The following is a 19,468-nucleotide window of genomic DNA, read 5'->3' as shown; positions in this document are numbered from 1 at the left end:
GGCATACATTCGGGGGGTGGCCCCACGCATGAGATCAGACCTGGACTCCCTGCCCGTCTACGTCCCCGGCAAGACGTTCCCGGGCGCCATCAAGCTCGCGAGCAACGAGACCACCCATCCCCCGCTGCCGAGCGTGCAGACTGCGATCGCCGACGCCGTCGCCACACTCAACCGGTACCCCGACAACGGGATGGTGGAACTGACCGACGAACTCGCGAAGTCGCTCGGCGTCACACCGGACGAGATCCAGGTGGGGTGCGGATCGGTGATCCTGTGCCAGAACCTGATCACCGCCACCTCCGGCCCGGGCGATGAGGTCCTGTTCGGGTGGCGGTCGTTCGAGACGTACCCGCTGGCCACGCGCGTCGCAGGTGCGACTCCGGTGCAGGTCCCACTGACCGGCGACGGCGTCCACGACCTCGGGGCGATGGCCGCGGCGATCACCGACCGCACCCGTCTCATTTTCGTCTGCAACCCGAACAACCCGACCGGCACCGTCGTGGAGGCTGCTGCACTCCGCGCGTTCCTGGAGGCGGTCCCGAGCGACGTCGTCGTCGCACTCGACGAGGCCTACTTCGAGTACACGAGACTCGACGGCCCTCACGCGTACGACGCCCTGGAACTGCGCCGCGAGTTCGAGAACCTCGTTGTGCTGCGTACGTTCTCGAAGGCATACGGTCTCGCAGGCCTACGCGTCGGATACGCCGTCGCGCACCCGACTGTCATCACAGCGCTCGGAAAGATCCATGTGCCGTTCAGCGTCGGCACACTGACCCAGGTGGCCGCAGTGGCGTCTCTGCGCGTCCAGGACGAGCTCCTGGCGCGTACCGAAGCCGTCGTGGCCGAGCGTGACCGTGTGACGGCAGCGTTGCGTGACCTCGGGTACCGCGTGCCCGACTCGCAGGCCAACTTCGTCTGGCTCGATCTCGGCGACGAGTCGACGGCGTTCGCCGAGGCGAGCACAGCAGCGGGCGTGATCGTTCGCCCCTTCGCCGGCGACGGAGTCCGCGTCACAGTGACCGACCGCGACGAGGACGACGCATTCCTGGCCTTCGCGTCGGCATACGTCAGCCGGTAGTTCACACCGCGACCTTCAACGACAAACGCGGCCTTCGTGAAGGCCGCGTTTGTCGTTGAAGGGTCGGCCGCATCGAGGAGTGCAGCGTGTGTCGACGAAGGCCGCGTCAGGCGTCTCAGAGGGCCGGAGCGAGGGTCTCCCAGGCCTTGGGGAGGTCCTGCTTCCAGTAGTCCCAGCGGTGAGTGCCGATGAGGCGGAAGCCCGGAGTGAAGGCGATCCCCTCACGCTGAAGATCTGCCGCGAATTCGAGGGAGCAGCGGTATGCGCCCACCTCGAGCGCCGAACCGGCGGCCATCTGCGCGTCGCGCGGGCCTTCGGACGGGTCGTAGTCGGCCGTGAGGTCGAAGGGGCCGATGGCGCCGGATCCCGCCGAGATGAAGATCCGCTTGCCGCGCAGCGCGTCCAGCTTTCGTGCCGGGTCGTGATCTCGCCAGTACGCGCCACCGGGAGTTCCCCACATCTTCACGGCGTCTGCGCCGCTCTTGGCGAGCGTCGACCGCACGTAGGCCTCGTTGGCGGGCCCGGTGATCGGCGGGCAGCCGCTCAACGACGCGACACCGCGGTACAACTCGGGGTGACGGGCGGCGAGCGCGAATGCCGACTGGCCGCCCATCGACAGGCCCATCACCGCGTTGTTTCCGGATCCGTGGAACCGCTCATTGATCAGCGGCGGCAGTTCCTTCGTCAGGAACGTCTCCCACTGCGGCTTCCCCAGCTTCGCGTCGGTGTTGCGCCAGTTCGTGTAGAACGACGCTGCACCCCCGGCGGGAAGGACGACGTTCACGTTGCGGCCGGCGAAGTACTGTCCGGCGCCGCCCTTGGTGATCCAGTCACTGACGTCCTCGCCCGCGTCCGCCCCGTCGAGCATGTAGAGACTCGGGCGCAGATCGGTTCCGCCGGGCGTCAGCACGGTCACCTTCATCTTGCGGCCCATCGAAGGCGAGTCGACAGTGATGTCCACCCGTTCGAGGGACACGTTCTTCGCCGCGACGATCCGTGCGGCACGGTGGCGAGACGGTGCCGCATCTGCCACAGCGGGCACCAATGCTGTGACTACTGCGACTGCTGTGACAGCAGAGGCGATGCGCGTAAACCGGTTAGACCACATGGTCGCTAAGAGTACCTAAGTTTACGAGCGGGTAGATGTGTCGCAGGTCATACATTCGCAGGTGTGGCCTGATCGCAACGCAGATGTCACAGGGCGGGCTCGAGCACTTTCCACATGCGCCCGAGGCCGAGCTTCCAATAGTCCCAGCGATGCGTTCCGACCCGCCGCAAGTCCAGAGTGAACGGCACCTTCGCCTTCGTCAATTTGACGGCGAACTCCCGCGTGCAGCTGTCCGCGCCGATCTCGACACCCGAAGCGATCCCGTACACGATCTGCGGCGGCAGGTCCGACTCCGGATCACCGCGGCGATCGGGCTCACCGGGCTTTCCCTGCGCAGACTCCATGTAGATCGTGGTTCCCCGCAGCGCGTCGAGGCGGAACTGCGGATCGTGCGACCGCCAGTACTCTCCGCCCGCCGGGCCCCACATCTTCTCTGCGTTGCCGCCGTACATCGCGGCGGTCGCCTTCACAAACGCTTCATTCTTGGCGCCCGTGATGACCGGGCAACCACTGAGCGATCCGATCGCGCGGTACAGTCCCGGATTGCGACTGCTGAGCGTGAACGCCGACTGGCCGCCCATCGACAGGCCGGCGACGCCGTTGCTGCCGTTGCCGTGGAACCTCGCGTCGATCAGCGGAGGCAGTTCGCGAGTAAGGAATGTCTCCCATTGTGGGCGGCCGATCTTCGGATCTTCCTTCAACCAATTCGTGTAGAACGACGCAGCACCGCCCGCCGGGAACACTGCATTGACGTTGCGGCCGGCGAAGAACTCTTCCGCCCCACCCTTGGTGATCCAATCGCTGACGTCTTCACCCGCACCCGCACCGTCGAGCATGTAGATGGTCGGGCGCGGTGCGTCACCGGTCGGCGAGAGCACGGTGACCTTGACGTCGCCGCCCATCGAGGCCGACGTGACGGTCAGGTCGACGCGATACGGCGTGATCTGCTTCTCCGCGGCGATCGTCGACGCGACGCCAGAGTCGGCGGGAACGGCCGGGGCAGCTGCCGCGAGACCTGCCGAGGCGGGGACGCCGACGAGAGACACTGCGGCAACCGCGAGCACGGATGCGAGGCGGACGAACCGCGAGGAGAACATGGACGCCAACCGTAGCGGCGAGGCGACCATCACACCCCATCGGGATTGTCCCACTGGTCACATGTCGAGAGAGACGGCACAGATGCGAACTCGCGTGGCATTCACACGACGATGAAACGGGCACCCGCGTCAGGGTTCGTATCGCTCCGGAAGCTCCCGCATCAGGCCCGGCCCGAGCTGTGAGATGTTGCCCTGCAACACGTCGCGATACACCCGGAGCTGCTCTTCGCCACTGCGCACTTGCTGCGACAGCCGCCGCGTGTGGTCGGCGCCGATCTCACGGTCGCCCGACCTCGCGAGGAGATGATCGATGCGGGCGTCGATGGTGGAGGCGCGGTCGAACTCGTCAAGCAGTCGAAGTTCCACGGCAGCCGACTCGACCGTCGCGGCGATCTCGCTGAGCGCATGCACCCGGTCGATCAGTTCCGACCAGACCGGGCGGAGTGCGTTCTCCCGTGCAGCGATGTGCTCGGCGAAGCCCGCGTCGAAGCCGCCGTTTCGTTTCGCCTGATCGAGGTCGACACGAAGCGCGCGCAGGGCGACGATGTCGGCGGCGATCTCGGCGAGCTCGGCGTGGAGATTCACCTGCACACGCTGCATCTCGAAGTGATCCGAGAGCCAGGCCGGGTTCGTCCGGATGCGGTCGTAATAGTGACCCGCGACGAACAGCAACGTCTCGTAGCCGTCGGCGAAGGCCGCACCGCGTGCAAGTGTCCCGGATGCGACCGCATCCGGCCCGAAGACCTTCGCCGCCATCTCCTCCATCTGACGACGAGGACCGCGGCCACCGACCTGCCCGACGGCGCCGACGATTTTGTCGAACATGTCCGAACCGGCTTTACGCGCACCGACCGGCCGATTCGGGACCGGCGTGCACAGCAGACCTGAGAACAGTTGCTCGCGCTCGTCGATCTCCAGATATGTGTTCTCGCGGCGCTCTCGGCGGATCGCACGGGTGCCGCTCGGAAGGACTCCCTTCGCGGTGACGACCGCGCGGTGGGCGTCTTCTCGACGACGGTTGAGACCGGCCAACCGCGAACGGACGATGGGCAGGACGAGTCCGGGGAGCACCGTGGTGCCCAGGTATCCCTCCGCGTGCAGGATGCTGCGCTGCACCCGCCGGAGTTCGCTGTACCCGTTGGCAGGCGACGGAAGCGGGAGGTTGCTCGAGGCCCGACGGACGACGGTCGCTCGCGCCGTCGGCGTCAGATACGCGGACGCGATGAGCAGACACGACAGGTCGGACAGTTCCGGGGGCTGGCCGGGGACGCGGGCGTCGTTCGTCCACTGCCGCAGATCGGCGACCGTGGTTGAGCGAGCATTCTCGGACATGACCACATGCTACCGGCGGGCGCCGACAGTCCGCCCCTGCGAACCTCGCCACATCGGATGGCTCACGAGGCGGCCCGCACGTCTCGGGTGCGGCGATTCAGATCCAGCCACGTTCGTGCGCCACCCGAGCGGCCTCAGCACGCGTCGACGTCCCGGTCTTGCCGATGGCCGACGACAGGTGGTTCCGGACGGTGCCCTGCGACAGATGCACCTGGGCGGCGATGGCTGCGACGGTTCCACCCGACAATGCGGCGGCGAGCACGTCCGACTCACGAGGCGTCAACGGATTCTCGCCGCTCGTCAGACTCTCCGTCGCGAGGGTCGGGTCGATCACGCGCAGTCCGGCGTGCACCCGACGGACGGCGTCGGCGAGTTGGGCGGCGGGAGTGTCTTTGACGACGAACCCGGACGCTCCCGCATCGATCGCACGACGCAGGTATCCGGGCCGTCCGAAGGTGGTCACGATCAACGAGCGAACGCCTGGGAGTTCGGCGGTCACCTGAGCGGCGGCGTCGATGCCGTCGATACCGGGCATCTCGATGTCGAGCAGGCACACTTGCGCCTGAGACTCTCGCGCCGCGGCCACCACTTCGTCGCCGCGTCCGACCTGCGCGACGACCGTCAGGTCGGGCTCGAGGTCCAGAAGTGCGGCGAGCGCACCGCGGACCAGCGCCTGGTCATCCGCCAGCAGCAGTCGGATCATCAGTTCTCCTCGGTCATGGTCGCGGTCACCACGGTTCCACAGCTGTCCGAGGAGACGACGAGCCGGCCGCCCGCTGCGTCGACCCGTTCCGCGAGACCACGCAGGCCGTTGCCGAACGTGAGCAACGGTGATCCCTGACCGTCGTCGCGGACCACCAGTGTCTCGGGGGTCACCGTCACCTCGCACGACGACGCCCCCGAATGCCGGACGACGTTGGTGACCGACTCCCGCAGAACCCACGCGAACAACGTGGCGTTCGGCGTCGACACGGTGGCCGGGTCCGGCAGGTCCGCGGTGATCCCCGCCGCGCGGAGCGCGCTTCCCGCCGATGCGAGAACACTCGGCAGGTCCGGAGTCCGCAGCCGTCCGACGGTCGTCCGGACTTCGGCGAGCGCTGCCCTGGTGAGTGCGTTCACCTCGGCGATCTCGGCTTTCGCGCGTTCGGGATCACGATCGACGAGCCTGCCCGCCAGCTCGGTCTTGACGGAGATGACGGTCAGGGAGTGCCCGAGGATGTCGTGGACGTCGCGCGCGACGCTCTCCCGTTCTGCGACGACGGCGAGTTCGGCGTCGAGCTCCCGTTGCCGCTCATGCATCTCGGCGCGTGCCGATTCGCGTTCGCTGACCGCTCGCATGGCGATCATCGTCATGCCGATGGCCGCCATGATCGCCACCACGCCGAAGTCGACGGACCATCCCAGCACCTTCGGGACCACCCAGGCCGCGACGATGAGCGCGATGATGACGGCCACCTGCAGACGACGCGGCGCGATGAACGAGATGATCGCCATCAGAAACCCGGCGAGACCGAATGTCGCCTCGTGCAGAATCGGGAACAACGCGAGGACGAGTGCGACGAGCGTCCCCGCGAACACCCACCGTGAGCGTTCCGTGTCGACGTCGACGCCCGGTCCGTTGTTCATGAAGAGGATGCAGGCAGCGACGTAGACCAGCCCGAATGCACCGATGAAGCCCAACCCGAGGGATTTGACGCCGACTGAGTGGTCGGAGGCGATCAGCGAGGAGATCGGGTACACGAGGAAGATCAGCCACACGGCGCCGAACGCCCAGCGCCATTGGCGCCAGGGCATCCGGTCGTCTGCGGCGATCCGGTCGATCCGGTCCCGGAGGGCGCCCATGAGAGTCCTTACTGGCGGTTGCTACTGCGAGAGTAGAAGAAGGCGGCCGCGGTGGCGAAGGTCGCCGCCCAGAACACCGCGTTCGCGACCATCACCCACACGCTGATCTCGGTACCGTCGATCGTGACACCGTTGTCGAGGGGATACCGCGCCAGCGAGACGACACCGAACATCGGTGTGAACTCGGCGATGCGCAGCATGGTCCCCGAGAGCGGGACGAACACGTTGCTCGCGAAGGCGAGGAGCGCAAGCACTCCGCCGAGGGCCTGCATCGCACCGTCTGCCTTGAGGACACTGCCGAGCGCCAGGCCGAGGGCCGCGAAGACGGACGATCCGAGCCAGCCGATCAGCAGGCAGGCGATCCAGACGCCGATCGGAGCCTTCGCGCCGCTGATCGCACCGACCACGGTGAGCACCAGGACGGGCAGCGCACTCATCGTCAACGCCAGCGCGACTTTGGTGGAGACGTAGCCGCTCGGCTTGAGCGGTGTCATCATCAGCGTCCGGGTCCACCCGGCCTGCTGCTCGATGGAGACCGAGGCGGCGTTCGACGACGCGGCCAGGATCGCGCCGTAGACGGCCATTCCGATCAGGACGTAGAACGCGACGTTTCCGCTGCCGACCATCTCCGAATGCTTCTGGGTGGCGCCGAACACCAGGTACAGCAGCGCTGGCATGGCAATGGTGAAGATCATCGCGCGGCGGTTCCGCAGCACTCGCCGAACGTCGTACTTGAGGTAGGTGGGCGCGATTCCCGCGCCGGACAGTGCAGTCATGGCTTGTCTCTACTCTCCTGCGGTGAGGGTGGCTGAAGTGAGTGCGACGAAAGCGTCTTCGAGATTGTGGGCAGCGATCTCGACGTCTCGAGCCCGTGTGCTGGTGAGGAGGTGTCGCGCGAGGGCGTCCGAATCGGGCAGCGACAGGTAGATCCGACCGCCACGCCGTTCGACGACTTCCAGGTCGGGGAACACTCGATGCAGGGCAGGAACGGCGGCCTCGTCGAGTTGCGCGGAGACCACACGCCGACTCGCCTGGCTGCGGATTGCGGCGGTGGATCCGTCGGCTACGACACGTCCGCCTGCGATCATCACGATCCGGTCGGCAAACGCGTCGGCTTCCTCCAGGTAGTGCGTGGCGAACAAGACCGTGCGACCGTGACGTGCGTCCGCTCGCATCGCAGCCCAGAAGGTGCGGCGCGATTCGACGTCCATCCCGGCGGTCGGCTCATCGAGGACGATGAGATCGGGGTCGGGCAACAGCGCCAGCGCGAACTTGAGGCGCTGCTGTTCGCCGCCCGAGCAGCGGGACACCTTGCGGTCGGCGATCTCGGCGATGTCGGCGCGGGCCATGACCGCCTCGACGTCGGAGTTCCGGTTGTGCAGGGACGCGACGATGCCGACCGTCTCGACGACGGTGAAGTCGTCCATCAGCCCGCCGGTCTGCATCACGGCGGCGATCCGCCCGTCACGAGCCGCCTTCCGCGGTTCCTGACCGAAGACGCGGACCTCTCCCGCGTCCGGCGAGGACAGGCCGAGGATCATGTCGAGGGTTGTCGTCTTACCTGCACCGTTCGGTCCGAGGAAGGCGACGACCTCCCCCGGCTGTACGGCGAGCTCGACGCCTTTCACCGCTTCGACGACGGCGCCTTTGGGCCCCGCGAAGCTCTTGGTCAACTGTGTTGCTGAGATGGCGAGTGCGCTGTTCATGCCATCTACGTTCCCGCTTCTGCCGAGCCTGCACCCAGCGCAGATGTCACGTCCTTCCCATGACAGGTGTCATGCCCCTGCCCGTTGAGCGAGCTAGGCGTTCTTGTCACGGCGCTTCGACTCGCTTCGCTCGCTCAACGAGCGGGGGGACAGGCCACCGTCTACCGCGCGGCCGCACCTAACTGCTCGTTGAGCGAGCGAAGCGAGTCGAAGCGCCGCACCGGACAAACGCACCGACCGTGACCGGCGTCACCCTGATTTGGCACAATCAAGGTACGAGTGCCACCGGAGGAAGCCATGTCGAACGGGAAGTCTGCGACCACGCGAGTTCGGCGTGCGTACGAACAGTTCCTGTCCGGGGTCACTCCACCCGACGGCGCGGTGCGTTCGCTGGTTCGGGACTCGTGGGCGCGGTCACTCCGGCAGGGTGTCACGGCGACCCCGGAAGCGTCGCCGGACGGCATGTCCGACACCGACTTCTCCGCCTACCGTGCAGCTCACCGGCTCGCGTCGGTTCGGCCGCTGATCAAGTCGTTGATGCTCGACGACATCGCCGACGCCGGGGTCGTGGTGGCCCTGACCGACAGGAACGGGCGCCTGCTCTGGGTGGACGGCGACCGCTCGACGCGTGGTGCGGCGGCGAAGATCAATTTCGTCGAGGGCACCGTGTGGAGTGAGGACTCGGTCGGGACCAACGCCCCGGGGCTGGCTCTGAGTCTGGACCGCAGCATCCAGATCATCGGCCCCGAGCACTACGCGAGCCCGGTCCAGAAGTGGAACTGCACGGCCGCGCCCGTCCACGACCCGGTGACGGGTGAGGTGATCGGCGCGATCGACGTGACCGGCGGAGCAGCTGCCGCCGCACCGTTCGCGCTGGCCGCGGTCCGATCCGTGGTCGCAGCAGTGGAACGTGAACTGCAGTCGACGGCCGTCGACCTGTCTGCCGAGCGGGTGTTGACCGCGAGCCTGCAGTCTCGGTTGTCGGTGCTGACGAACGAACCCGGCTGGCGCGCACCGGGTCGGCCCGCCAAACTGCTGTCACCCCGTCACGCCGAGATCCTGCTGCTCCTCCATCTGCATCCGGACGGTCTGAGCACCGATCAGCTCGCCGGACTGCTGTCCGACGGCGAACTCGGGTCTGTCACGGTCCGCGCCGAGATCTCCCGACTCCGCCGGGACATCGGAGACGTCGTCGCGTCGCGCCCCTACCGTCTGTCCGGCGACGTCACCTCCGACGTCGCCGAGATGCGCCAGGCGATCCTCACCGGCGACCTCCGCGGCGCCCTCGCCCTGTTCGGCCGCGGCGGCTTGATCGCCGACTCCGCGGCCCCCGGCATCGTCGACCTGTTCGACGAACTACGCGAAGACCTGCGGTCAGCTGTCTTCGCCAGCGGCGATGTGACGGCGCTGCAGGCGTGGGCGTCGTCGCCGCACGGCCGCGACGACTTCCAGGCGTGGACGATCCTCAGGAACAACCTCCCGTCGGGTCACCCAGACGCCGCGATCGCCGCCAGCCGCGTCCGACTCCTCAACCGCCGCTTCGGCGCCTAGGCGGGCACCCTGCAGTTAAAACACTTCGAACATTCGAGTGAGGCTCATTCCCAAGTCTGGCAACGTACATGCCGACCAGCGCGTGCCCGCACGCTTGGGAAACCTCGGATACTATCCAGCATCGAGATTGGACGCTAAGGGAAACTCTCCCTCCCGGACACACGACCCATCGTCTGCAGCAACGGGCTTCGTACTCCGCAGCGAACGTACGCAAGCGACTTCAGCCGTTTTGCGGGCCGCATCCAGACCCGACTCGACTCCGATGGTCACGCCCAAGAATCGATGGCAGCAGGGAGCATATCCGCCGCTATTCACAAGAGCTTAGGAACTACGCGCAGACTGCGCAATTCGGTCAATGCCACTCGTGTAGCGCGCAGGTGAAATACTCTTTCCCCCATGCCTACGACATCCGCAGTGCTGATTGCCGAAATTGAAGATGCTTTCGCCGCTGGCTTCAACGCAAACAGAGCAGTTTACGCCGTACCGCAGACCGCACACCAATTAGGAAAGGCAAGGTATGACGCTGCTGTTGGCCTAACCTACCGAGAATGCTCGTTTTCAGACGCCGTCACTGCCTCGAGACTGTACGGCGAAGCAGCTGGAGTATCGAAAGCAAACAACCTGGGGGAAGAGGATGACTGCGAAGCGCGTCTCGCAATGCTGCTTGCATGGGTAGTCGTTCCAAATCGAGATGAAGCACGTCTTCGCGCATCGGAACTAATGTACCGGCTCGGCGAGAAATTCCTCAGCATGGGTGAGCAGAATCTAGGCGCGATGCAGCTCACAAACGGTGCGCTAGCGATATCGGAGATGAACAATCCCACTCCGGAGCAACAGAAGCTCGCGTTAGAGACGCTACAGCACGCGCTTAGATTGAGGCCTAGAGGCTCGGCAGACTTTGCGTATGGACTAACAAACCTTGCCGTCATGGAATCCCAAATCGCAGGAGGACTCCCCATTTCAGAGCGGTCGTCCGCCTACAAGAGTACCCTAAAGAAGCTGAATATGGCTCGACGAATATTTACGAAGAACAACGAAAAGGCACCCAGGTCCGCATTCCACGATACGGTTCTAGGAAACCTAGAGTCATGGCTATCCCACGAGATATCCTTGACGAAAGAGGATCTCTACTCAAAGGCTGTTCCAGACGACCAAGATATTGATCTTCTTGGCCTTTCGAAGAGTCAGTTCGTCTCCGCGGCGGTGTCCAATTTTGCGGCGGTGGGCCTTCGTTCTTTGCCAGAATGGATTCCGAGCAATGAGGAGATCGTCACCACCGCGATATCGCGAGTTCCGATGTTGAAGGACTGCATCGAGCGCGCCGAAAGGTACCTCGCGGCCTCTGAGTCACCACATCCGCAACTTCACCTCAAACTGTACAGCCTTCGCAGAACAGCTAACCTCGACTCCGAGTTTCCCTACGACTCAATGGACGCACTCTGGTCCACACGCCAAATGGAGAAGTACCTAGTCTGGGCGATCAAGTGCATGAACTGGCAGGATACAAGTGACCCTCAATCAGACTCCCGCTACCGCGCTCTCATAAGACGGTCGACGGAGTGCGTTCTACACCTAAAGAGCACGTGGTCTACAAACGACATCGAGCGCCTTCTCCAGAGAAATCCGCTTAGCTTCCGGTTCCTTGCTTGTGAACTCGCAAGGATGACCGAATGGCGGGACGCTTTTATTCTACTGGAGTCATCCCGAGGCCTCACGTCATCCCGCACCCTAAACGACGATGCCTGCGAGTTCACCAGCATTCGAGATTCAACAACCTGGGTACACGTCACAAACAGCCCTACGGGCAGTTTCGCTGTATATCTTCGAGACGGCGTATTCGGCGGGCGCGAGTTCGATTCGCTGAGCGGATCAACTCTCGCTGCAATGTTTTCAGGAATGATCAACGGCCTACTGCCCTCACAGATTTCGGGCGCTTCGAGCACAGCAGCAAGTTCAGCCGAAGAGATCGCCAAAGCGATCGCACCCATAGGAGACTGGATTTATAGCGTGTCCGGCCGAGACATAGTAATTATGCCGGGCGGATACTATCAGTCATTCCCGGTGTGGACCGCCGGAATGCTAGGCTCCGCGGTGCCCAGCGGCGAGAGAACCGTCTACGTTTGTCCTTCAAGGATGCTCGCGTACAAGAACGCCCGTGAGAGAGATCAAGACAACCCATCCTCGCCCTCTATTCAAATCGAAGAAGCAAGCTCCGTCGCTGGTTACGATACACTTCCCTGGTCCTTCCACGAACCGCGATCGATATCGTCAATCGTTGGATCAGGCACGCCCGTGACGACTACTTCCGCAACCAGGGAGTCTCTCGCAGAGTCACTTTCCAACGACTCGATTACCCATTTCACCGGACATTCACACGCGAAGCCAGACCCGTACGATTCAGCGCTAGTCACGTACGGCGACCCCACGACCGTCCGCGACCTGCTTGGCATGAGAATTCGCAATCGCCTTACAATTCTTGGATCATGCCAGTCGGGACTCGCTATGAACTACATGCGACAAGATGAGCATCTAAGCATCCAGTCAGCCATATTCTATGCGGGTGGAGAACTTTGTATCGGCACTGCCTGGCCAGTCCGCGACTACGTTGCTTTTGCTTTCAGCGTTAAACTGTACTCGTCCATGATATCCCGCCGGGTTCTAACCTCTGAATGGAAAGCCCGTTCGGTCTTGAATTCTTTCGCTGATGTCATCCGTTGGATGCGCTCCGTAACTTGCGAGGAGCTGAATTGTCTACTCGCCGAGCACCAAGTCGATCGAATCAATGGTGCGCCGTCAGAGAACGCCTTTCGCTTCTACGACTGGGCGGCCTTCGGCGTTGTTGGAACTTCAATTTAGGACATCTCAATAGCGGCGAGGAGTCAGCATCTAGGATGCCTCGTGAATTCGCAGGAGTAGCTGAGAGCGCTCAGCGCGTGACAAGATCCATTCCAAAACCAGAAGATTATTATACCCGATAGAAGATTCGCGACAACCGATGGAACATGTTGTGCCCCGCCAATTGCCGCCTCGTCGCCGACGCGTCCAGCGTCGCCAAGATGAGCCAGGTGTTCCTCCGCGGCGCGCTCCTGTTCAGCCGCGTCCGACTCCTCAACCGCCGCTTCGGTGCCTGAGATCCAGCCGCGTCGTCAGTTCTTGTATGGCCGCATCGGGCCCGGGGTCCAGAGACCGTTGTGCTGCATCGTCGAGACGTCGAGGCGTGCGGTGACTTGCGGGGCGAGGGGTTCGAGTCGGCGGAGCGTGCCCCAGTCCTTGGCCCACGAGTTCCGCAGGTAGCCGGGTTTGGTGACCGACCGCAGCATGTTCTCGGTGATGCCGAGCGGGCCGCCGTAGTCGCCGGCCATCCAGCGCTGCGAGTTCACGCGCTCACCTTCGGCGTCGGGCGTGATCCGCCATTCGGGAACCTCGAGCACACCGTTGATCGCGGCCGCGGGACGCTGACACGGGAACGCCAGGGCGACCTCCCAGTCGAGCAGGACCGGCGCCTGCGAACCGACGAGTTCGTTCAGCGTCACGAGCTTCGTGACGCGAGGCGGTGTGACGGCGAGCCACTGCGCGGGTGCCGCGGAGACGTCGGACGCCACGATCCGGACGACCGTCGCACGGGGCGGCGCCGATGCCAGCGGGAACCGCAGGTTGCGCCATTGCGGCGTTCCACCTGCGTCCAACGGGACCATCGAGGCGACCGTTGTGACTCGGCCGTCCTTCTCGACACGGCCGAACTCCAGCCGCAGCGACTGCCCGCTGTTGAGCACTGCGAGATCGTCGAGGTACTCGACCGAACCGGCGACCGACATGGTGACCAGCGGCGCGTCAGCACTGCGCGCCGGCATGCCGTACCACGACGAAGTGAGCTTCCCGCGCCCGTTCGGCGATCCGTAGGTGCCGAGGATCGGAACCCGCTTCTGGTCCAGACCGAACGGCAGTTTCACCGACGACCCGTTGACGCCTTCGGTGCCGACCGTGCCGCCATCGGTGTCCGCCGACCCGCCGGAAGTCGACGACGAGTCCGTTGCGTCAGACGTCTGCTGAACGGCTCCGCTGGAGTCGCTGTCGGAGTCGTCTTCACTCTCGAGATGAGTCGGGACGCCGTTCGGCGTGAAGCCGTCGGCCTTGCCCTTGCCGCCTGCCAGTGCATCGGCGACGCTCATGCCCTTCTGACCGGCGACGTCCGCGGGAGCGAGCAAGCCCTTGTTGGGGTCGGCCTCGACGAGGACGTCTTCGGCCAACGCGCACGACTGTCCGCGCAGCGAGTCGACGTTCGACCGCGCCCACGTCCACGAGTCGCCCATCGCGGCCTTGCCGACCGAAGCGAACGTGAACAGCAGGACGATCGCGCACACGATGGACAGTGCGTAGCGGGGAAGCCTGCCGATGAGTCCGAGATCGCCTCGACTGCGCTCGGCGGGCAGGGAAGGTCCATCGCTCAACGCGTCGTCGCGGTAGTACTGCCAGATGCCGAGCCCGGTGAGGGCGACGGCGGCCGCGAAGATCGGCATGTACAGGGCGAACGGACCGAAGTGCGGCGTGTCGTCGGCCCACGGAATGCCGTAGCTGCCGACGTACCACCACTGGTTGCGGCCGGCGAACGCCACCGCGAGCGCGTAGGTCGCGGCTGCGGCGAAGAACGTCCGGTTGCACCGCCGATGCAGTACTTCGGGGCGGATCATCGTGGTCGCGGCTGCGGCGAGGACACCGGTCAGACAGGCGATGGCGCCCATCTGGTGGGTCGCCTTCGTCGGGACGAACGCCAACACCACAACCGCGCCCGCCGTCACCGACACGAGACGCCACAACGGTCCGGTCGGCATGCCGGTGATCCGGCGTCGACTGAGCAGTAGCAGAACGACAAGCAGGACTGACAAGATCGTCACGAAGATGCCGATGCGGCGCGCAATGGAACCGTCGGGAGTCGGGTTCAGCAGCACGTAGTAGCGCATGCCTTCGTTCCACCACTTGTTGGTGGGGCCGACGACGCCCTGGACTCGGACGCCTTCCATGATCGACGCGATGGTCTGATCGGAGAAGATCTCGTACAGCACGGCGACGCCGGAGGCGAGGAGCGGCATCAACATCGGGAGCCAACCGTCCCGGGCACGTCGGGCGCGGAGCCGAGCCAGCAGTGGGCGCAACCCGGCCAGAAGGGCGACGGCTGCGATCGCGCCGACCGGGTGAATCGTCAACGTGAACGCGGCGGTGATGATCGCCAGCGCCCACGGGACCAGGCGACCGGACGCGATGGCACGTTCAACCAGAACCCACGTCGCGAGGACACCGACGGTGATGGCCGGTTCCACACGGAGTCCGTTGTTGAACGGCAGCCACACGGCGAGGAACCCGAGGGCCGCGGCCCAGTACGCCGACTTCGACGTCCGGACCGCGCGGCCCAGGCGGGGCAGTGCGAACCGACTGATCAGGAACCATCCGGCGAGGCCGAACAGCAGCGGCAGCAGGCGCAGCCACGGCACGGATGTGCTGACCTGCATCCACAGCGACAGGTACTGGTAGTGCCAGCCGAACGGATCTTGGGGGACACCGAAGTACCGGTAGTAGTTGTCCAGATAGCCGGCTCCGGGCGCGACTCGCCCGACGGTCACCTGGTAGCCGTCGTCGGCGGTGTTGCCGCCGATGAACAGCCACACCCCGAGCACAGCGGTCACGAGGACGTCGGGAACGGTGGGCCGCCACCAGCGCTTCGGCAACAGACGACGCAGTTTCTTGCCGTCGCGTGCGTCGAGCACGGCGAGCGCCGCGATCGACAACAATGTCGCGAGGACGCCGATGATCAGCAGCGCGCCCTTGAGCGACGTCGGACTGGAGATGAAACGGGTGTCGACCGTCGAGCGGAAGGTCAGGCCATCCGGCGGCGTCGTCTTCGGCAGATCGGTGTAGACGCCGAGGATCTGCGGGCGCGAGTTCGGGTCGGGGACGTCGAAGGTGGTCTGGCCTTCGCCGGTGAATCCTTCGACCGCACCTCTGGTTCCCTCGGAGTCGGCGTGCACGACGATCCGGCAGTCGGACGCGCGCTGCGCCTGCGCGCGCGGAACGTTGAGGACGACCGAACTCCGCTGCGTCACCAGGATGCGATCCGCGGTGGCACGGACGAAGAGTCCGACCTTGCCGGCCTCGGCGCCTGCGGCGGGCACCGTCGACACGAGGACTCCGCCGCTCGCCGGAAGGTCGGCGGCGAGCCGACACGGCACGGCGATGTCCATCGAAACGGGGACGTACGACACGTTCGGCGCCGCGACGTTCTGCACCACCGGCGTCGCGTCCTGCGCAGCGGCCTGCGGCCAGTTGAGCTCGGTCTTCGTGTACGAGACGGGCAGCACCGGCGAGACGACAGCCAGCAGCACACCGAGCAGACCGGCGACCACGGCGACGATCTTCGCGATCCGAACTGTGCGTTCACTCGGTCCGCGTGACGGTTCGACGGCTGTGGATTCCACGTTCTTCTCTTCACTCACTGGGCGACCCCTACTCATTGGGCGACACCGCCCGGATCGGACCCGATCGCTTCCATCCCCACGCCGTCTCCGTCGATGTCGAGACCTGCGCCGTCGCCGCGTCGGGAGCGAGCGGCGTCAGTTTCAGCAGTGCTCCCCAGTCCCGGTACCAGTCGTTCTTCAGGTACGTCGACACCGTCGACTCGGATGCGATGCCGTCGGTAACACCGAGGATGCCGCCACCGGACCGGTCCTGCCAGGACGTCGACTTCGACCCCGCGGTCACCTGATCGGGCATGATGCGCCACTTCGGCTGCTCGAACACGCCGTCGCGGGCCGTCATCGGCCGCTGGCACGGGAACTGCGCGCCGACAGACAGGTCGAACATCACCGGGGTGTCGTGCCCGATGACGTCGTTCAGAGTCTTGAGGACGGGGGCGCGCGGCGGGGTGAACGCCAGCCACTCGTCCGGGTTCACGTTGGAGTCTTCGGCGACGATCCGCATGGCTGTCGCGTCGCGGGGCACTGCGGCCATCGGGATGCGCAGGTTGCGCCACGGCCGGTTGGAGCCCCAGTCGGGGTCGATCGGCACGTAGGTGCCGATCGACGTGAACTCGGTTCTCTGACCGCGCCCGAATTCGACGACAAGCGAGCGCCCGGGCCGTGCCGCCGCGTCCTGGTCGATCGAGAAGATCGAACCGGCGGCGGAGATCACCAGCAGTGGCGACGCGTCGTGTGACGGCAGCGAGTACCAAGACGACGTGAGGTGGGCCGTGCCGTCGTCGTAGCCGTAACTGCCCAGGACCGGCGTCCGGGCGGGATCAAGACCGAACGGGAGGGCAGCGACCGATCCGTTGACCGTGGTCGCTCCGCGTCCGCCGAGGGTTCCCGGAGTTCCGGGGGTGACGACGAACGGCGCGGACACCTTGCGGCCGGTGTGGATGGTGCCTGCCCCGATGACGATGTTCTCCGGCGTCAGATCGGCGGCCACACCGTCGGGTGTGAAACCGACGGAGTCACCGGAGAGGGCTTTCGACACGTCGGACGTCCCGATCGGCGTGAGCATCCCGGCGTTGGAGTCCGATTCGACGAGCACGTCGTCGGCCATGCCGCAGGTGTCGCCCGTGACGGCGCGCAGACCTGCGCTCAGGTTGGTGTAACTGTCGGATCGTTGGACGGCCGCGCGGGCGAAGAGCGCGCCTTCGGCGAGCAGCACCGCGACCACCAGCACCAGCATGGGCGCCGACCGGGCGACCGTCCGCCACCGGGTGTCGTGATCGATCACCTTCGACGTCGGCGGCCGGACGTGGCACCAGATGGCAGCGAGGAACGCGACGCCGGTGAGGCCGAGGAACAGCGTCGGGGCCGGTATGCCCTTGAGGCCGGGGATCTTGTCCGACCACGAGATGCCGAAGTCGTAGCTCCAGCCCCACGCGTTGGAGCCCGCTGTGGCGCCTGCACACGCGAGCATCAGCGCTGCGAGATAGATCCAGAGGTCGCGGGCAGAGCGGCGGGCCTGCTGTGCCATCACGACGGTGACGACAGCGGCCAGTGCCGCTCCGAGACCCGCGTACACGCCGAACTGCACCGTCCACTTGGTGGGCGTGAACGACAGCAGCAGGATCGTCAGGAGGGTCGCAGCGACCAGACGCCACACCGGGCCCCGGGCGATGCCGGGAATGTGCTTGCGGCGCAACAGGACCGCGAGCGTCGCCAGCAATGAGAGGACCAGGACGAGGACCGGCAGACGACGGGCGAGGGCGCCGTCGTCGTGCGAGAGGGTCAGGAAGTAGAAGCGCAGGAGTTCCTGGTACCAGGCCGCGGTCGGACCCACTTCGTAGCGCACGCGGATCGCTTCGCCGATCGTGGCGATGGTCTGCTGGCGGAACACCACCAGCACGACGAATGCGAAGGCCGCGCCGATCGGCGCGATGAGCGGGAGCAGTCCGGCTTCACGATGGCGGGCGCGGATCACGCGCAGCATCGGTCGAGAACCGGCGATCAGTACTGCGACGGCGATGATGCCGTGCGGGGCGGTCGCCAGGGTCATGCCTGCGAAGAGTGCGGCGAGCGCCGCGGGCAGGATGCGGCGGGTGGCGACGGCGCGCTCGGTCATCCACCAGGTCAGCAGCGAGCCGAGGACGATGATCGCCTCACTGCGCATGCCCGATGCGAACGGCATCCAGTAGGCCACGAACACGGCGGCGGCGGTCAGCGCCGCCCACTGCGATCCGCGGATCGCCACGCCGAGGCGTGGCAGCAGCACACGGCTGAGGATGAACCACGACGCCAGTCCCGCGAGCAGAGCGGGCAGCCGCATCCAGATCGCGGCGGTGGAGATCTCGGCCCAGTGTCCGAGGAAGGAGTAGTACCAGTCGAACGGCGCCTCGGGGACGTTGAACCAGCGGTAGTAGTCGCCGAGGTAGCCCGCGTCGGACGCGTTGCGTCCCATCGTGAGGATGTAACCGTCGTCCGAGGATCCGGCGCCGAGGAAGTGCCAGACCACGAGCGACGCGGTGACCAGCAGATCCACAACGCTCGGGATCAGGATCTTCCAGCGTCCGACCGGCGAGAAGCGGTGGCGGTGGCCGTTCGCGGAGTCGAGCTTCCACGCGGCGAACAGGGCGAGGACCACGGCGATCACGCCGACGATGATGACCAGCCACTTGAGGATCGTCGGGGTCACGTCGAACCGGTTGTCGACGTCGATCGTCACGGCGAGGCCCGCCGCCTGCGCGGCCTTGACCTGCGCGCCGTCGAGATCGGTGAACACTCCGGTGACCTGAGGCTTCTCGGCGTCCGGATCGGTCACGGCCGGTCCGACGCCCACAACTTGCGCGAACATCGTCGGTCCGTCCGACCAGACGTGGACGCTGCGGCACTTCGCGAGGTCGGCACGAGACGCCGAGACCAACTCCACACCGCGAACGGCGACCGTCACACCCGCTTGGGATCCCGAGACCAACAGTGCGTTCTCACGAAACCCTTCGGCCTTCGTCGGCATGGACGCCACGATCGTCTTCGGCGTGTCGGCGTCGACCTGGCGCAGCACTGTGCACGGAATGCTCACGTCGAGTGACGCAGGTGTCTGGGTCACGAGCGGCGCGACGACCGATCCGTCCGCCGAGTTCAGCGCCTGCCCACTGGGCCAGTCGATGGTCGCAGACCGCTCCTGAACAGGGAGGAAAGGCGTCAACACCGCCGCCGCGATCGCGATCGATCCGGCGACGGCCGCGATGATCGCGTACGTCCGTGAGGGTGCTGCAGGCCGAGTAGACATCGAGGTGATG

Annotated in this window: 13 protein-coding genes; 4 read left to right on the top strand and 9 right to left on the bottom strand. The window is 65.6% G+C overall.

Annotation, left to right across the window (positions count from 1 at the left end; all coding sequences use genetic code 11):
* The first annotated feature begins 28 nt into the window (after positions 1–28).
* Positions 29–1,078: a histidinol-phosphate transaminase gene (gene hisC / locus WFK36_RS14375; protein ID WP_419717493.1), complete on the top strand. Its 1,050-nt coding sequence runs from the start codon at positions 29–31 to the stop codon at positions 1,076–1,078.
* Positions 1,079–1,193: 115 nt separating this feature from the next.
* On the opposite strand, the gene WFK36_RS14370 is transcribed toward hisC, so the two are convergent.
* From WFK36_RS14370 to WFK36_RS14340, 7 genes are all read right to left on the bottom strand, one after another.
* A complete protein-coding gene (locus tag WFK36_RS14370) occupies positions 1,194–2,186 on the bottom strand; it encodes an alpha/beta hydrolase (protein ID WP_336792501.1) in 993 nt (330 codons plus the stop codon).
* A gap of 86 nt (positions 2,187–2,272) precedes the next feature.
* Positions 2,273–3,283, bottom strand: coding sequence for an alpha/beta hydrolase (locus tag WFK36_RS14365; protein ID WP_336792499.1), 1,011 nt, complete (start codon positions 3,281–3,283; stop codon positions 2,273–2,275).
* Between the two features lie 129 nt (positions 3,284–3,412).
* Positions 3,413–4,615 (bottom strand): hypothetical protein, encoded by a 1,203-nt coding sequence (locus tag WFK36_RS14360; protein ID WP_008377742.1) that lies wholly within the window; start codon positions 4,613–4,615, stop codon positions 3,413–3,415.
* A 97-nt stretch (positions 4,616–4,712) separates the two neighbouring features.
* Positions 4,713–5,318, bottom strand: coding sequence for a response regulator transcription factor (locus WFK36_RS14355; RefSeq protein ID WP_008377740.1), 606 nt, complete (start codon positions 5,316–5,318; stop codon positions 4,713–4,715).
* Positions 5,318–6,457: a sensor histidine kinase gene (locus WFK36_RS14350; RefSeq protein ID WP_336792496.1), complete on the bottom strand. Its 1,140-nt coding sequence runs from the start codon at positions 6,455–6,457 to the stop codon at positions 5,318–5,320. The genes WFK36_RS14355 and WFK36_RS14350 overlap by 1 nt, the downstream gene beginning before the upstream one ends.
* 8 nt (positions 6,458–6,465) lie before the next feature.
* Positions 6,466–7,233 carry an ABC transporter permease gene (locus tag WFK36_RS14345; protein ID WP_336792494.1) on the bottom strand — a complete coding sequence of 256 codons (768 nt, stop codon included), beginning with the start codon at positions 7,231–7,233 and terminating at the stop codon, positions 6,466–6,468.
* Between the two features lie 9 nt (positions 7,234–7,242).
* Positions 7,243–8,163, bottom strand: coding sequence for an ABC transporter ATP-binding protein (locus WFK36_RS14340; RefSeq protein WP_336792492.1), 921 nt, complete (start codon positions 8,161–8,163; stop codon positions 7,243–7,245).
* Positions 8,164–8,460: 297 nt separating this feature from the next.
* Here WFK36_RS14340 and WFK36_RS14335 point away from each other — a divergent pair, with 297 nt between their 5' ends.
* From WFK36_RS14335 to WFK36_RS14325, 3 genes are all read left to right on the top strand, one after another.
* A complete protein-coding gene (locus tag WFK36_RS14335) occupies positions 8,461–9,714 on the top strand; it encodes a transcriptional regulator (protein WP_336792490.1) in 1,254 nt (417 codons plus the stop codon).
* A 396-nt stretch (positions 9,715–10,110) separates the two neighbouring features.
* On the top strand, positions 10,111–12,570 hold the full coding sequence (locus WFK36_RS14330) for a CHAT domain-containing protein (protein WP_336792488.1): 2,460 nt from the start codon (positions 10,111–10,113) through the stop codon (positions 12,568–12,570).
* A gap of 146 nt (positions 12,571–12,716) precedes the next feature.
* The gene (locus WFK36_RS14325) at positions 12,717–12,845 is read left to right on the top strand and encodes a hypothetical protein (RefSeq protein ID WP_336792486.1); all 129 of its coding nucleotides are present in this window, start codon (positions 12,717–12,719) and stop codon (positions 12,843–12,845) included.
* Between the two features lie 15 nt (positions 12,846–12,860).
* On the opposite strand, the gene WFK36_RS14320 is transcribed toward WFK36_RS14325, so the two are convergent.
* Both WFK36_RS14320 and WFK36_RS14315 read right to left on the bottom strand, forming a co-directional pair.
* Positions 12,861–16,217 (bottom strand): arabinosyltransferase domain-containing protein, encoded by a 3,357-nt coding sequence (locus WFK36_RS14320; RefSeq protein WP_419717492.1) that lies wholly within the window; start codon positions 16,215–16,217, stop codon positions 12,861–12,863.
* Positions 16,210–19,458, bottom strand: a complete 3,249-nt coding sequence (locus tag WFK36_RS14315; RefSeq protein WP_336792483.1) for an arabinosyltransferase domain-containing protein — start codon at positions 19,456–19,458, stop codon at positions 16,210–16,212. The genes WFK36_RS14320 and WFK36_RS14315 overlap by 8 nt, the downstream gene beginning before the upstream one ends.
* Positions 19,459–19,468: the final 10 nt, after the last annotated feature.

Origin of the sequence: Gordonia malaquae (assembly GCF_037148075.1) — a bacterium.
GTDB classification, from domain to species: Bacteria; Actinomycetota; Actinomycetes; order Mycobacteriales; family Mycobacteriaceae; genus Gordonia; species Gordonia malaquae.
This window is presented reverse-complemented; position numbering and strand designations above follow the sequence as displayed.

What these genes read in the sequence shown, in the direction of transcription:
- hisC (WP_419717493.1), top strand. Translation starts at nt 29, where the DNA reads ATGAGATCAGACCTGGACTCCCTGCCCGTCTACGTCCCCGGCAAGACG.
- WFK36_RS14370 (WP_336792501.1), bottom strand. Translation starts at nt 2,186, where the DNA reads ATGTGGTCTAACCGGTTTACGCGCATCGCCTCTGCTGTCACAGCAGTC.
- WFK36_RS14365 (WP_336792499.1), bottom strand. Translation starts at nt 3,283, where the DNA reads ATGTTCTCCTCGCGGTTCGTCCGCCTCGCATCCGTGCTCGCGGTTGCC.
- WFK36_RS14360 (WP_008377742.1), bottom strand. Translation starts at nt 4,615, where the DNA reads ATGTCCGAGAATGCTCGCTCAACCACGGTCGCCGATCTGCGGCAGTGG.
- WFK36_RS14355 (WP_008377740.1), bottom strand. Translation starts at nt 5,318, where the DNA reads ATGATCCGACTGCTGCTGGCGGATGACCAGGCGCTGGTCCGCGGTGCG.
- WFK36_RS14350 (WP_336792496.1), bottom strand. Translation starts at nt 6,457, where the DNA reads ATGGGCGCCCTCCGGGACCGGATCGACCGGATCGCCGCAGACGACCGG.
- WFK36_RS14345 (WP_336792494.1), bottom strand. Translation starts at nt 7,233, where the DNA reads ATGACTGCACTGTCCGGCGCGGGAATCGCGCCCACCTACCTCAAGTAC.
- WFK36_RS14340 (WP_336792492.1), bottom strand. Translation starts at nt 8,163, where the DNA reads ATGAACAGCGCACTCGCCATCTCAGCAACACAGTTGACCAAGAGCTTC.
- WFK36_RS14335 (WP_336792490.1), top strand. Translation starts at nt 8,461, where the DNA reads ATGTCGAACGGGAAGTCTGCGACCACGCGAGTTCGGCGTGCGTACGAA.
- WFK36_RS14330 (WP_336792488.1), top strand. Translation starts at nt 10,111, where the DNA reads ATGCCTACGACATCCGCAGTGCTGATTGCCGAAATTGAAGATGCTTTC.
- WFK36_RS14325 (WP_336792486.1), top strand. Translation starts at nt 12,717, where the DNA reads ATGTTGTGCCCCGCCAATTGCCGCCTCGTCGCCGACGCGTCCAGCGTC.
- WFK36_RS14320 (WP_419717492.1), bottom strand. Translation starts at nt 16,217, where the DNA reads ATGAGTAGGGGTCGCCCAGTGAGTGAAGAGAAGAACGTGGAATCCACA.
- WFK36_RS14315 (WP_336792483.1), bottom strand. Translation starts at nt 19,458, where the DNA reads ATGTCTACTCGGCCTGCAGCACCCTCACGGACGTACGCGATCATCGCG.